This is a genomic window from Cysteiniphilum halobium, assembly GCF_003574425.1.
Classification (GTDB): domain Bacteria; phylum Pseudomonadota; class Gammaproteobacteria; order Francisellales; family Francisellaceae; genus Caedibacter; species Caedibacter halobius.
The window spans coordinates 1-15,167 of the sequence record NZ_QLIU01000008.1 but is presented as its reverse complement, the minus strand read 5'-3'; the positions used below and the strand labels follow the sequence as shown (position 1 = coordinate 15,167).

8 protein-coding genes and 1 tRNA gene are annotated in these 15,167 nt (G+C 38.3%); 5 read left to right on the top strand and 4 right to left on the bottom strand.

Annotated elements, in window-relative coordinates; genetic code table 11:
* Positions 1 to 369 precede the first annotated feature (369 nt).
* Positions 370 to 732 carry a DUF4870 family protein gene (locus tag DNK85_RS02080; protein ID WP_119327925.1) on the top strand — a complete coding sequence of 121 codons (363 nt, stop codon included), beginning with the start codon at positions 370 to 372 and terminating at the stop codon, positions 730 to 732.
* On the opposite strand, the gene metH is transcribed toward DNK85_RS02080, so the two are convergent.
* Positions 724 to 4,371, bottom strand: coding sequence for a methionine synthase (gene metH, locus DNK85_RS02075; RefSeq protein ID WP_119327924.1), 3,648 nt, complete (start codon positions 4,369 to 4,371; stop codon positions 724 to 726). The genes DNK85_RS02080 and metH overlap by 9 nt on opposite strands.
* Positions 4,372 to 4,569: 198 nt before the next feature.
* Between metH and DNK85_RS02070 the strand changes: the two genes are divergently transcribed.
* On the top strand, positions 4,570 to 6,051 hold the full coding sequence (locus tag DNK85_RS02070; protein ID WP_119327923.1) for an RHS repeat domain-containing protein: 1,482 nt from the start codon (positions 4,570 to 4,572) through the stop codon (positions 6,049 to 6,051).
* Positions 6,052 to 6,127: 76 nt separating this feature from the next.
* Here the strand turns inward: DNK85_RS02070 and DNK85_RS02065 are convergent, their stop codons facing one another.
* A complete protein-coding gene (locus DNK85_RS02065) occupies positions 6,128 to 8,242 on the bottom strand; it encodes an ATP-dependent helicase (RefSeq protein ID WP_119327922.1) in 2,115 nt (704 codons plus the stop codon).
* Positions 8,243 to 8,509: 267 nt separating this feature from the next.
* Here DNK85_RS02065 and DNK85_RS02060 point away from each other — a divergent pair, with 267 nt between their 5' ends.
* Positions 8,510 to 9,235: a hypothetical protein gene (locus tag DNK85_RS02060; protein ID WP_119327921.1), complete on the top strand. Its 726-nt coding sequence runs from the start codon at positions 8,510 to 8,512 to the stop codon at positions 9,233 to 9,235.
* Between the two features lie 95 nt (positions 9,236 to 9,330).
* On the opposite strand, the gene DNK85_RS02055 is transcribed toward DNK85_RS02060, so the two are convergent.
* Positions 9,331 to 9,407: transfer RNA gene (locus tag DNK85_RS02055), tRNA-Ile, on the bottom strand.
* Positions 9,408 to 9,566: 159 nt separating this feature from the next.
* Between DNK85_RS02055 and DNK85_RS02050 the strand changes: the two genes are divergently transcribed.
* A complete protein-coding gene (locus tag DNK85_RS02050) occupies positions 9,567 to 11,015 on the top strand; it encodes a M17 family metallopeptidase (RefSeq protein WP_162896474.1) in 1,449 nt (482 codons plus the stop codon).
* Positions 11,016 to 11,127: 112 nt separating this feature from the next.
* Here the strand turns inward: DNK85_RS02050 and polA are convergent, their stop codons facing one another.
* The gene (gene polA, locus DNK85_RS02045) at positions 11,128 to 13,848 is read right to left on the bottom strand and encodes a DNA polymerase I (protein ID WP_119327956.1); all 2,721 of its coding nucleotides are present in this window, start codon (positions 13,846 to 13,848) and stop codon (positions 11,128 to 11,130) included.
* A gap of 291 nt (positions 13,849 to 14,139) precedes the next feature.
* Here polA and DNK85_RS02040 point away from each other — a divergent pair, with 291 nt between their 5' ends.
* Positions 14,140 to 15,045 (top strand): cupin domain-containing protein, encoded by a 906-nt coding sequence (locus DNK85_RS02040; protein ID WP_235842348.1) that lies wholly within the window; start codon positions 14,140 to 14,142, stop codon positions 15,043 to 15,045.
* The last annotated feature ends 122 nt before the right edge of the window (positions 15,046 to 15,167 follow it).

Here is a 15,167-nt window from a genome sequence, read left to right as displayed (position 1 = left end):
TATTATCGCTACCCCACAGATGCTTTCTATATAATTTTCGTTATCTACTTAGCACTTTTGCATGATGATATTTTGCCAATAACGAATGCGTTAAGAAACAATGAATAGTTTCATTGTTTTAGCAAATGAGCGCCCAAAGACTCTGTCAAGGGCAGCTATATCTAATCAAACTGACACGCTTGCAGATCTAGCAAGCTTAAGGCAAGCTGTCGTCAACAATATAGTAATGATGAAGAAATAAGTTACGCTATTTCTCACCTCTCCCCCTGCGGGAGAGGTCGTGCAGCTTACGCTGCGCGGGTGAGGGGAATAATTAAAACTCAACTTAATTCTTATTGATTACATACAGTAAAGAAAACAAGGACATCTATGAAAAATGAAACCTATGCCAAAATTATCTATATCCTCTATATCGTCGGTCTATTTACCGGCATTACCGCGCTAATCGGGCTAATCATGGCGTATATCAAAAGAAATGAACACGATGTGACATCCGCTCTTAAGACTCATTTTGATTTTCAGATTAAAACCTTTTGGTATGGTCTGATTTATCTGATCTTATCGATTGTTTTAGCTTTTGTTATCATTGGTTATCTTTTGTATATCTGGTGGGTAATCTGGCTCGTTGTTCGTACCATTAAAGGCTTTATAGCACTAGATAATAACCAAGCAGTCACTGGGAAAGATGGATTTTGGGGATTAGGCGAGTTTAATCTTAGCATCTCAAAATAAATTAGGACGCAGCCATTTTTCCGCTTCAGTAATACTCATACCTTTGCGCTTGGCGTAATCTTCAAGCTGATCTTCCGCAATTTTCCCTACACCAAAATACTTACTCTCAGGATGCGCAAAATAAAGCCCACTAACACTTGCCGCAGGTGTTACTGCCATCGACTCAGTCAAATGCATCCCCATTTCAGACGCGTTTAATAGCTGAAATAAGGTTTCTTTTTCAGTGTGATCTGGACAAGCCGGATAACCAAATGCCGGACGAATACCGCGATATTTGCCTTTAATCAATGCCTCATTGTCAAAGCACTCATCTGTAGCATACCCCCAAAACTCTTTGCGAATGCGCTCATGTAAGTGCTCAGCAAAACTCTCAGCCAAGCGATCGGCTAATACTTTAAACATAATTGCATTATACTGGTCATGATTTTCCTCAAATGTTTTAAGTTTATCGGACGTTTCAATCCCCGTAGTAACGGCAAAAGCACCAATATAGTCATCGATATTAAGACCTTTTGGCGCGATATAATCACTTAATGCGACAAATGCCTTATTCGGGTTACCCGTTTGCTGACGCAATGTCTGGAATCTTGCTAAGGTTGAACCCTTTGTATCATATACTTCAATATCATTGCCAACACTATTGGCATGATACAAGCCATATACGGCATTGGCTTGAAGACATTTCTCATTAATAATTTGCTTTAGCATCTGTTTGGCATCATTAAAAAGTTTCTGCGCCTCCTGCCCTTTGTGCGGATCATGCAAAATCTTAGGATAACTCCCCTTTAATTCCCATGCATGGAAAAAGGGGCTCCAATCAATCCGATCAACAAGATTTTGCAATGGGTAATCCATTAATACAAATCGCCCTAACTGCTTAGGCTTTTGGATCGTCTGTTGATCAAATACCAATTTCAAGTTTTGGCTATTGCATTTCTCATAGGCATAGATTTCACGTGCTTGTTTACTCTTTTGGTAATGCGCTACCAAGTGCTCATATTCCGTTTTGATCTTCTGATAATAACTCTCTTTATTATCACCCAAAAGATTCGCCATCGTTGACACTGCACGCGATGCATCCAATACATGCACCGTTGGAAAATCATGTTTTGGCAATATCTTCATAGCAGTATGGATCTTTGATGTGGTGGCACCTCCGATTAAAAGGGGTAAGTGGACATTTTGCGCCTCCATCTCACTGGCAACCGTGATCATCTCATCAAGTGACGGCGTAATAAGCCCACTTAAACCAATCATATCGGCATGTTCTTTTTTGGCAGTTTCGATAATTTTTTGATAGGGTGTCATCACCCCTAAATCAATGACTTCATAGTTATTACATTGCAGTACCACGCCAACAATATTCTTACCGATATCATGCACATCACCCTTAACCGTAGCAAGTACAATTTTACCTTTGGCTTTTTGTGCTTGGGATTTCTCTTCTTGCAAAAATGGCTCAAGATAAGCAACTGCCTGCTTCATGACACGTGCTGATTTGACCACTTGTGGCAAAAACATTTTACCTGAACCAAACAAATCACCCACAATATCCATCCCCTGCATCAAAGGGCCTTCAATCACACTTAGGGGATTACCAAGCTCCACTCTTGCTGCTTCTGTATCTTCAATAATATATTGGTTAATGCCCTTAACTAAAGCATAGCTTAAGCGCTCACTCACCGATTGCTTGCGCCAAGAAAGATCTTCTTTTTTGTCTGTTTTTGTGCCAGATAAGGTTTGCGCATATTCAACAAGCTCATCAGCCGCCGCTTTGCGTGTATTTAAAATTACCTCTTCAATCAATTGTTTAAGTTTGGGGTCAATATCTTCATAAATCGTAATTTGTCCGGCGTTGACAATTCCCATATCCATACCTGCTTTAATCGCGTGATATAAAAAGATCGAATGAATGGCTTCACGCACCAAATTATTACCACGAAATGAAAATGAGACATTGCTAACGCCTCCTGAGATACGTGCATGGGGGCAGCGCTTTTTAATCTCTTTAGTTGCTTCAATAAAATCAATACCATAACTGTGATGCGCCTCAATACCTGTGGCAACGGCAAAGATATTCGGATCAAAAATAATATCCTCGGGTGGAAACCCTATCTTTTTGACTAAAAGATCATATGCTCGTTGGCAAATATCAATCCGTTTTTGCAAGGTGTCTGCTTGCCCTTGTTCATCAAACGCCATCACAACAATGGCAGCACCATAACGCAGAGCCAGTTTGGCATGCTTTATAAATTCAGCCTCGCCTTCTTTAAGACTGATTGAGTTAATTACCCCTTTGCCTTGAATCTGTTGCAAACCAGTTTCAATCACCTCCCATTTAGAAGAATCAATCATCATTGGCACTTTGGAGATATCAGGCTCCGTGGCGATAAGCTTTAAAAAACGCTCCATACAAGCTCGTGTCTCTAGCATGCCATCATCCATATTGACATCAACGATTTGCGCGCCATTTTCAACTTGCTCTTGTGCAACATGAAGGGCTGCTTCAAAATCCTGATCACGAATAAGTTTAGCAAATTTTAATGACCCTGAGACATTGGTACGCTCACCGATATTGATAAAATTGCTTTGAGGTGTTACCACCAAACTTTCCAAGCCTGATAGACATAACGTTTTAGCTTTTTGTTTAATCGCTCTTGGTGCTACATTTTCAATAAGCTTTGCCATCGCTTCAATATGCTCAGGTGTTGTACCACAACACCCCCCTAGAATATTAACCAAACGGTGCTCAACAAATGGTTTGAGTTTATCTGCCATAATCTCAGGGGTTTCATCATAACCACCAAAGGCATTAGGCAATCCCGCATTTGGATGCATGCTAACAAACCCCTCGGCAGTCTTTGCCAAAGCCTCAATATGTGGATACAAATCATCCGCACCCAAAGCACAATTAAGCCCAATCGATAATGCTTTAGCATGTTTTAAACTATAATAGAAAGCATACACCGTTTGCCCTGATAATGTTCGCCCACTTTGATCGGTAATGGTCCCTGATAACATCACAGGCATCGATATACCGTGTTTTTCAAAATAATCTTCAATCGCATAAATTGCCGCTTTAGCATTTAGGGTATCAAAAATCGTCTCAACCAAAATAATATCGGCACCACCATCAATTACACCACGCAAATTCTCTTGATAAGCGCTAACCAATTGCATAAAGGTAATATTTCTAAAGCCAGGATCACTAACATCTGGCGAGATGGATAGCGTACGGTTTGTTGGTCCTAAAACGCCGGCAACAAAACGTGGTTTATCTTTTGTCGTGTATTTTAACGTGGCTTTTCTAGCGATTTCGGCACCAGCTTTAGCAATCTCATAGACATGATCTTCAAGTGCGTAATCCGCCATAGAAATAGAGGTACTATTAAATGTATTGGTCTCAATAATATCAGCCCCAGCTGCCAAATATTTTTCATGAATCGTTTGAATAATCTCCGGTTGTGTTAAGTTCAATAAATCATTATTACCCTTTTGTTCTGTGTCTACCTCCTTAAACATTCGCCCTCTATAGTCCATTTCCGTTAAATCATAGGCTTGAATCATCGTGCCCATCGCACCATCAAGAAGTAAAATACGCGTTTTTAATAACGATTGTAACTGCTCGTACATAGACATAAATAAAGATTCTTTTTAGGTAATGAGTAAAAGTAACACGATTGTCTGAGGATGAGTAAGCTATTTTGCCAAGATTATTTTGATTCAATTCGCACATTCATCTGCCTGTAAATTATTATTGACTTTCACCCTGCTGTATGAATTTCAATCCTATTTACTTATAAACAAGATATTAAATAATCAATTATGGTGTAAAAAATGTTAAATAATAAATCTAAGCTATCTATTGCCATGATAATATCATGCCTTTTGATCACCCAAAGCATGGCATATTCGCTAGATGGTATCAAATCAATGGGTAAGAAATGTGTAAATCATCACAGTGTTTTGATCAGCTCAACAATTAACTATAATTCCAATGGTAATATATCTACGGACAATAAGCGCGCGCGTTTTAGCTATAATACTGCAAATGAACTAACACAAGTAAGTCTCGCCTCAGGTGCTAAAGAAAGCGATTATTACTACGCCAATGGTCTGCGTGCTGTGGTGCAAAGCAATACTCAGATACTTGTGCATTACTATTCACGCCATAATCAACTGTTAAACACAAGCGATGGTGCACATTCATCCGCGTATTTAATCGCTAATAGTGTGGTAGTGCGTAGTGTTAATGGTGATACAACTGTGCTTTTACACAACCGTCATGATTCTGTCATTGGTGAATTAGGTACTAATACGCAGTTTTATCAATATAGTGTTTATGGGGTTCAGAAGACGGAAGACGGAGTTCAGAAGACAGACAGTGGCACATTAGATCTTGCTATTAATCCACTGCAATATTCTGGTTATATGTTTGATCCATTGACTGGTTTATATTATTTAAAGGCACGTGATTATGATCCATATTTGAGAAGCTTTATGCAGGTGGATAGTTATGCGTTCAATAATCAAGGATTAATTAATGGTTATTACTATGGCAATAATAACCCAGTAATGGGGGTTGATCCAGGTGGGCATGTATTTGAATTAGCTCCAGATATTATTACCTCAGAAATTAGTCTGGTCATGTTAGAAAAAGCGATTAACAACAAGAATTTTACTAAAGATATAAACATAGATCATTCATCTCCTAGACCAATTGAAAAGTCTGAGGTGCCTGTTTTATTCAATGTAGTCAAAGAAAGCACAGGACTTTCAGCATGTTGTAGTCATGCTGCAATGTTATATTTCTTTTCAGATCTAGGAATACCTTTAAATAATGCCGATATTGCAAGTATATTAATAGGTAATAAGCAAATAGAAAATTCATACTATATTTTAACTGGTAAACAAATAATTGATCTAATACCAATATTAGCTAAGAAGGCAAGTCATGCTAATGGTATTGAAGATTTGAGAGTTGTGGTGAGAGAACAAACAGGAGAACTAAAAGTGCGCGATTACAAAAAGGATCAATATGATAACCCAAGCATCTATTCGACGACTAATAAACTTTATATGCTACATTCAACTGAAGACTATGGCACAATAAATTCGACAAAAAATCATGCATATTACCTGTCAAAAGATTTAACTGAGATGTCAGCATGGGACGAAGAGGGTGCATTTCTATTCTCTAAGGCAAACTATTCTTATTCTGAGAATTTTAAAAAAATAATTAATGATGAGTTATTATGTAAAATATCTGCAAGTTGTTTTGGCCATAGTTTACCTGATTTTAAGAGTACTGAAGTTTAGAGTTTCAGATTAATTTTTTATTGTGTCTGACTATTTTTAATCAACTTATGGCATGGTGATTGGCAGGCTAAAGGATTTAATGTTTAGAACAGTTGTCCCCTAATACTGTTGCTAATTTTTTAAGATAGTTTGCCATGGAGACACTGTGTTTTGACTTGTATTTTAATGCAATTTGATCTTGATCTAAATGTGCTTTCAGTAAAATTTCACATTGATGCAGATGGCTTTCGTATAAGAATCGTACTGAATTGGTTTTACGTAAGCCCTGTGGTGCACCACTGATACCTTCAAAAAACCATTTATTAAGCTTGGCAACATCATTACCAGCAACAATACTTAGCTTTGAAATCGCGCGCGTAATCGCTACATAAAACAAACGGCGCTCACTTTCTATTTCATCATGTGTAGGGGGCTTATCTTTGCTATTACTAAAAAAGCTTTGTTCTGTCATATCACACAGAATCACGTGTTGCCATTGTAAACCCTTGGCTTTATGAATTGAGCTAATAAGCAAACCATTTTTATCCTGTTTTGACAGGCTTGCCTGCACTTGTAAGGCATTAAAATGATCTAAAAAATCAGTGATTGTTTGCTTTGTTTCTAAGCTAAAATTAAGCCAGGCATCAGCAACATCACTATCAGTATATACAGGACTTACTGCCGCTTTTTTTGCCAAATAGGTGGTGAGATCCAGTAGTGTATAAAGCATTTTCATCACTGTTGACGCTGGTGCTTTTGGCTTAACATCAAGCATGTTTTGCCAAAGCTCAAGACGCTCTTTAACACGTGATATTTGATAAAATGGCAGATCATAATGTTGCTTGAAGTTTTGCAATGCTACTGTTGGATTTAATGGGGTTGCACAGAGTAATTCACTTAACCCCTCAAGTTGTGAGATATTTAGATACAAACTTGGAAATGATAACATTTGCGTGACTTTTTCTTTACGTATCTGATCTGGTAGTCTCTGGAAATATTTACCCTGATCAACTAACGATAAATACCCAAAAATTGATTGTGTTAATGGTAGTTTAAACACGCTCTGACCACCAGCGATATGATAATTCAAGCCTTCTTGCAAACAAGACAATTCAAGCAACACACCTGAGCTATATTTTCTCACCAAAACCGTAACCTCTTCAGGCTTATACTCACCATCACGAATGTTTTGGGCAACCTCTTGAATCAACAGCTTTAATTTATTTTTACTAATGATATTCACATCGGTTTTCTTTGCAGCTGCAGGTGCTGAAAAACATAATGTTTTTAACCGTTGTTTATTATGTTGAATCACTTCATTTGCCATCACTGACAACAAGTGTCCATAACGAAATGTCTGCGATAAAGTGTAAGTTTTAGCATTTTTAAAATCTTGCACAAAACCTTTGAGCATATAAAAGGGCCGCGAACCACGCCATTCATAAATCGTCTGATCGATATCACCAACTGCCATTACCGATTGAGCATTACTTGAAATCAATTTAAGCAATGACTGCTGCACATCGTTAATATCTTGATATTCATCAACAATCACATAGCGATAGCGATTGCCAAAGCGCATTGCTAAAGCCTTGCTAGCACTTAACACCTTCATGGGTTCATAGAGTAAATCATCAAATGTTCGCCAACGATAATATGCCCTTAACTGCTCATAAAAACGAAAAAAGGCTTCTACTTTGCTTTGCTCAGACGGCTCTACCTGCTTAAGCATCTCCTTGAGATATAAACTTGACTTTAAAAGCCCAATATATTGCTGATAACGATCAATAATCTCAGGCGTTATTGGTTCCTTTTCATTGAGTAACTGATTGGTTTTTTGCAATGCTTCACGCACCAGCTTCTCAAGCATGCTCTTTCTATCGATTAATTGTGCCACTGGCAGTAGTCCTTTCTGTTCTAGGAAACTGACGGTTTTAAGTCCTAGCGCATGAAATGTCTTGATATCTATGCGAACATTGATATTAAGTTTATTCAATCGTTGTGTGAAATCATTCGCCGCAGATTTATTGAACATAAGTACCAGAATCTCGCTAGGATTAACCGCATTTTTTAATAAAAACTCAATCCGTGCAATTAAAGTTTGTGTTTTGCCACTACCTGCGACTGCAGAAACCAGCGCATGTTGAGATAGGCTATGTTCAATAATTGCCTGCTGCTCAGCGGTATAACAAATAGTTGTCGTTTCATTCATCACTTGATACTTAATAGCTAATCGATAACAAAATCAACACAACAGCTGCATTCTTAACGATGGTCACAGATAAGACTCCTAACAATAAAGGCTCGCATTGTAACTAAGTTTTTGGCAATGAAACAGTAATTCCCGCTAAATGGCAACACCATATGCTGTCTTGAAACTGTTAGGTATATACCCACCCAATTGCTTTTATTTTATCATGGAACCATAGAAATTATTGACTATACTTGCTCAGGAAGCAAAAAATATTGGAGTCAACTTATGAATATGCACAAACTATGTTTAGGTGTTTTTGCAATAGCTATCAGTGGGGTATCATTTGCAATTACTGAAGATACATTAGGGAGCCCAAATACTGGGAAATCAATTTCAATTATCAATAATACAGGTCAAGATCAAACTTTCTATTTTATGGTTGCTAATGTCCCAACTATCCCATCCGCTGTTAAACTATCCTTTAAGAAATTAAAATATCCATGCCTTTATACCAGTGGCCAAGGAAACGCTCAAACATGCCATGTGAAAATTCCAAATGGCGATAGTCAATCAATACCTTTAGATGGTTTTACGCACACATCAACTTTACATTTAGATATAAGCTCTGGTGAAGGTCATTGGCCATTAGGTCCCTGCCCAACAACGGTAGTTGAGTTTGTCCTTAACTCAGGCGGTAGCGATCATTATGATGTTAGCTTGGTCAATGGACAAAACTTTAATGTTAAAGTGGAATCAATGGCGGGAGGAAAAACAATAAACTTAAACACAAGTAATTTAAGTCAAATTCTGACACTTCCTGGCGTATTTCCCCCAGGTTGTGATGGCTGTGCAGTTTCTCTTGCACCACCAACATGGCCAGGTTGTCCAGGTAAGGTTCCAAAGTCTTCGTGCAAAGCAGGGACACAATATGATCCAAAACCAGTTTGTCAATATGATGGTCAACCGATAAGCCAAGAATATAAAGTGACATTTACTCAAGCGAGTATATAGTTCAACTCAACTTTCCCATGATCATACTCAGTGTATAGATGGCTCTATAGACTTTGTTTACATGACCAAAAGATTATGGGGAAAGGATTTAAAGATGGTGGGCCCTGCAGGACTCGAACCTGCGACCAACGGATTATGAGTCCGCTGCTCTAACCAACTGAGCTAAGAGCCCTTAAACTTCAGGCTATTTTAGCCCATCATCTTGGTTTTGCAAGCATAATTCTGCTGTTTCCCATGCAGTTATTACGAAAAATAGGTAATTCTGATTCATACTACCTAAAAGTGTGTTTATACTAAGTGCCTAATGAGTTTTATCAATAGGTTTAAATCAATGCATTCACTACATACATTAGCATCAGCACGCTTACACTTTTTTGCTCACTTTGATGATAATCATCATAATGCAGATCTTATTGTCGCGATTGCCGATAATGAAACGCAATGGCAAAACTTACCATCAGGTGAGCTTATTTACTCACGCAAAAAGTCTCAAGCACCCAAATGTAAAAAAGGCTATCACACGCAACTACCCAATGCCAAAGGCACCCATATTATCATCAAAGAAAATGTTAATGAATGCGAGCTTTACTTGTGGCTTAAAGATTTGTCCGAACTTGTTAAAGGTGTAAATATCGCTAAGGCGAAAAATATTGTTTTTCTTGCTGAGCATGCCAGCGAGCCAACCGCTGATGCCTGTATGCGTACACTATTAGCACACACTGAGGAAATGCCTAATTATAAACGCGAGTATAAGACACAAGAGGTTAACATCAATATTATTGGTGATTACAGTGAAAGTGATTTTTTAGATGTACTAGCTAAGCATAATGGTAATGCGCTAGCTCGTCGCTTAACTATTTTCCCAACTAATTATTTAACACCACAGATTTATATCAATCTATTAGAAGATATCGCCAAACGCGAGGACTGGCAATATACGCTTTATGACAAAGAAAGTTTAGCCAAAATGGGAGCTGGCGCCTTTAGTGCAGTGGCACGCGCTTCTGAAGTGGCTGGCATTGTTAAATTGACCTACACCCCAAAAGAATATAATAAAAGCATCGCTCTTGTTGGTAAAGGTATCTGCTTTGACACAGGCGGCGTGAGCTTAAAACAACCACAATATATGTATGGCATGAATGACGATATGATGGGCAGTGCTGTTGCCGTTGGTAGCTTATTGTCACTGAGTCTATTGCAAGTACCTTACCAGGTGCACTGCTATCTTGCAATTACCAACAACAACATTGGCGAGCATGCTTTCCTGCCAAATGAAGTGGTTACTGCATTAAATGGCAAGACAATTGAAGTGGTTGATACCGATGCCGAAGGGCGCATGGCATTATCTGATGCCTTATGTCTAGCAAGCCAAGATAAACCTGAAGTTATTATTGACTATGCGACATTAACAGGTGCTGCAGTGCGCGCGTTAGGCACTGAATACTCTGCAATTTTTAGTAACAACTATGACTGGCAACCAAACTTAGTCAAATACGGTGCCAAATGTGCTGAAAAAGTTTGGCCTTTCCCAATGGATAAGCATTATCTTAAGGCACTTGATTCCGATATTGCTGATTTGAAACAATGTTACGTCACGGGTAATGCCGATCATATCTTGGCAGCTAAGTTCTTACAGCAATTTGTTGGTAAAGATATCCGTTGGTTACATATGGACTTGGCTTCATGTCGCCATAAGAATGGCTTAGCACCTATTCCTACTGAAATCAGTGGCGTTGGAGTATGGTTTACCTGTGAGCTTGTTGAACAATTCCTAGCTTAATACAGAAAAAACAAGTGGCATCATCTGTCACTTCTCCCCTTATGAGAAAGGTTGCGTAGCTTGCTGCGCGGATAAGGGGAATGCTTGAAATTCAACTTAATTTTTTGGCTACTTAATGCGCCTCATCCCAGTTATCACCAACACCTACATCCGCAATAAGCGGCACTTTTAATAAAACTGCTGATTCCATAAATTGTTTGATCTCTTTACCAACCTTCTCTATCTGATCTTCTTTCACTTCAAATACTAACTCATCATGCACTTGCATAATCATTCTAGCATCAATATGCTCTTTGATAATCCATTTATCGATAAGTATCATTGCACGCTTGATAATATCAGCTGCTGAGCCTTGCATTGGCGCATTAATGGCGACACGTTCTGCTGCACGCTTTTTTGCCATATTGCGTGAATTAATCTCAGGCAAATGCAAACGTCTACCAAAGATCGTCTCAACAAAGCCGTGTTGCATGGCATACACTTTGGCATCTTCCATATAGCGCTTGACTCCTGGGTAACGCGCAAAATAAATATCGATATATTCCTGCGCTTCACCGCGTGGAATACCTAACTGTTTCGCCAAACCAAATGCACCCATGCCATAGATCAGCCCAAAGTTAACCGCTTTTGCTTGACGGCGCTGCTCTGAAGTCACATCATCTGGCTTAATTCCCAATGTCTCAGCAGCTGTTGCGCGATGCACATCTAAACCTTGCTGAAAAGCATGAAGTAAATTAGGATCTTGTGATAGATGCGCCATGATTCTCAACTCAACTTGTGAATAATCTGCTGCTAAAATCTTATATCCCTTCTCAGCAATAAATGCCTTTCTAATCTCGCGGCCGATACTTGAGCGAATTGGAATGTTTTGTAAGTTAGGTTCAGTCGATGATAAACGCCCCGTACTTGTTATTGCTTGTTGATAAGAAGTATGCACCCGTGATGTTTTACTGTTAATCATCAATGGCAATTTATCGGTATAAGTTGTCTTTAATTTGGTTAAATGACGATGCTCCATAATAAGCTTCGGGAAATCATAGATCTCAGCCAATTCCTGCAAAGCATCCTCAGCAGTTGATGCTTGTCCGCCTTGCGTTTTTTTCAAAATTGGCAAGCCCATTTGATCATAGAGAATTTCACGCAATTGTTTGGGAGAAGAGAGATTAAACGTCTGACCTGCTAATTCAATACATTCTTTTTCTAACTGGGTAATTTTTTCTGCTAATGACATACTTTGTGCTTTCAATAAATCTGCATCTACTTTAACACCAATACGCTCCATGCGATCGATAACAAAACTCACCGGCAATTCTTCTTTGATATACAGCTCACGTAAACTGTCTATATCCTTTAACGTATGCCAAATACGTTCATGCAAACGATAAGTAATATCCGCATCTTCTGCAGCATAAAATCCAGCTTTTGCAATATCGATCTGATTAAAGGTCAGCTGATTTTTACCCTTGCCTGCAAGCTCTTCAAAGCTTACTGTTTTGACTTGCAGATAATGGTTAGCTAAGGAATCCATATCATGGCGAGTGACTGAACTGTTTAGAACATATGATTCAAGCATCGTATCATATTTAACCCCCTTAGCATTAATACCAACTGTGCTTAGTACCTTTAGATCAAACTTGGCATTCTGTGCGATTTTAGCGATCTGATCATTTTCTAAAATCGGCTTAATTTTATGAACAACCCAATCTAATGACAGTTGTATTGGTGCATTATCATAATCATGTTGTAGTGGAATATACACCGCATGATACGGCTTTAATGCAAATGATATACCAACAAGACGGACATTAAACGTATCTAGTGAGTCTGTCTCGGTATCAAAGGCAAATATGTCTGCCTTTTTAAATTCATCATAAAAAGCACTGAAATCTTCCTCTGTCAGAAGAATCTGATAATTCAAGCTCGATGTGACATTAATAGATTCTACTTCATGATTTTGTGTATCAGTCATTATATTTGACTGCTGCTCAAGATCACGCAACCAGCCTTTAAATTCGTATTGTGTGAAAGCCTTTTTAAGATAATCAACATCTGGATGGACACAAAGCATATCATCAACAGTATAGGGTAAATCCAAATCACATTTAATGGTAGCAAGCTTATAAGATAGAGGTAAAAAGGCTAGACTTTCCCTTAAATTCTCTCCTACCTTCCCTGCTATTTTATCGGCATTTTTGATTACACCTTGTAAGCTTTGGTACTCTGATAACCATTTCACTGCTGTTTTTGGCCCCACTTTTGGCACACCCGGAATGTTATCTGAGGGGTCTCCCATCAATGCTAAATAATCAATAATCTGCTCAGGATTTACGCCAAATTTAGCAATGACTTTTTCGCGATTGGTTATTTCATTTTTCATCGTATCCATTAGGGTAATATGCGCATCGACAAGTTGTGCCATATCTTTATCCCCTGTTGAAATCACCACTTCATGCCCTTCTTTAGCAAAGCGCTTGGCAAGTGTACCAATGACATCATCAGCCTCAACAGAATCCACTATAATCAACGGAAATCCAAGCTTTTGCACTATCTCATGCACTGGAGAAATTTGCGCTCTTAGTTCATCTGCCATTGCTTTACGATTGGCTTTATATTCTGGATAAAGATCATGTCTGAAGTTCTTGCCCTTAGCATCAAACACTACAGCTATATGATCTGTATTTAATTGCTTGGGCAATTTTTTTAACATATTAATCACGCCAAAAATTGCCCCCGTTGGCTCACCTTGGCGATTGGTTAATTGGGGCAATGCGTGAAAAGCGCGAAATAGATAAGATGACCCATCAACAAGAACAATTTTTTGAGTGTTTGCCATAAAATAATCTGATTTATAAAAAGGTAATCTATCATACCTGATCAACATTTAAAGATGTAGTAGCTTCTACTTATCTCTTACTTTTTCTGGTAGTATGCTACTTCAGCATTTTATAAATAGCATCATAAATCATTTTGCAGTGTATATATCTCCCGATAAGTCAGAATAGTTGAGTCAGCGTGGATAATTTGGCAGAATGTCTCTGCACCTTGAAAAAAACTTGTTCACGGTAATGGTACTCATACATTTTAATCAACTGAAGAATTGAAAATTAGCATAGGAGTGAAAATAATGTCTATTACTGAAAGTCATCTATCTCGCCCACAATACTTTGAATATACTCAAGCTGCTAACGTTAAAATGCCAGCAATTTTGCCACACTATATGGATTCGCAGGAAAACGGTATTGTTCCTATAGATTTATCGGTGATGTTGGAAACATCTTATCCTGCAACTTCACCAGCGTGCTTGGCAAGTTTTATTAATCTTTCCACTGGTCAGAATATTAACTGTCAAGCAAATGCCACATCAAATTTACTCATTGTCATTTCTGGTTCAGTTACAGTCTCATCAAAACAATCTGGTTGTTGCCAAATGGGGCAATGGGATATTATTACTATTCCTTATACTGAAAATATTATGATTTATGCCGCAGAACCAGCAAAGTTATATTGGGTGAATGATGCACCACTGATGTCATATCTTGGTGCTACACCCACCACAAGGATTTTTAGTTCAAGCATTTACCGCAGGGCTGAAATTGAAGAACTTGTCAAACAATTTAATAGTGATTTCAATGCTAAAAAGCGAAATAGAAATGGTATTTTATTGTCTAATGAAGACTGTCCTTTAACCAAAACAGTAACCCCAACTCTATGGTCATTATTTAATATTACTGCTAAACAAAGTATTCAATTACCACATCAACATAATTCTGTTGCATTAGATCTATGTCTTTATGCACCTGATAAATCTAAAGGACGTGTGTATACGATTATGAGTAAGACACTAGACGATAATGGGCAGCATGTTAATCCAGTGATTATGCAATGGGAATCCGGTAAAGCTTTTATAACACCACCTGGATGGTGGCATTCACATGTCAATGAAACTGACGAGGATGCTATCGTTTTCCCGGTACAGGATGCTGGCATTCATACCTATTTTAGGACATTATTCATTAAATTTTATGCATAACGGGTAGAAATGTAATACTATGCAAAGTCTCTGTACACGAAGAAAAATTTGCAAACTGCTGCTTGAAGCGCTATTTTTTCTTGATTTGCACACCATGAAAAAGCACCTCAAACAGCTGACAA

Coding starts and splice junctions, on each gene's coding strand:
- DNK85_RS02080 (WP_119327925.1), top strand. CDS start 370: ATGAAAAATGAAACCTATGCCAAAATTATCTATATCCTCTATATCGTC.
- metH (WP_119327924.1), bottom strand. CDS start 4,371: ATGTCTATGTACGAGCAGTTACAATCGTTATTAAAAACGCGTATTTTA.
- DNK85_RS02070 (WP_119327923.1), top strand. CDS start 4,570: ATGTTAAATAATAAATCTAAGCTATCTATTGCCATGATAATATCATGC.
- DNK85_RS02065 (WP_119327922.1), bottom strand. CDS start 8,242: ATGAATGAAACGACAACTATTTGTTATACCGCTGAGCAGCAGGCAATT.
- DNK85_RS02060 (WP_119327921.1), top strand. CDS start 8,510: ATGAATATGCACAAACTATGTTTAGGTGTTTTTGCAATAGCTATCAGT.
- DNK85_RS02050 (WP_162896474.1), top strand. CDS start 9,567: ATGCATTCACTACATACATTAGCATCAGCACGCTTACACTTTTTTGCT.
- polA (WP_119327956.1), bottom strand. CDS start 13,848: ATGGCAAACACTCAAAAAATTGTTCTTGTTGATGGGTCATCTTATCTA.
- DNK85_RS02040 (WP_235842348.1), top strand. CDS start 14,140: ATGTCTATTACTGAAAGTCATCTATCTCGCCCACAATACTTTGAATAT.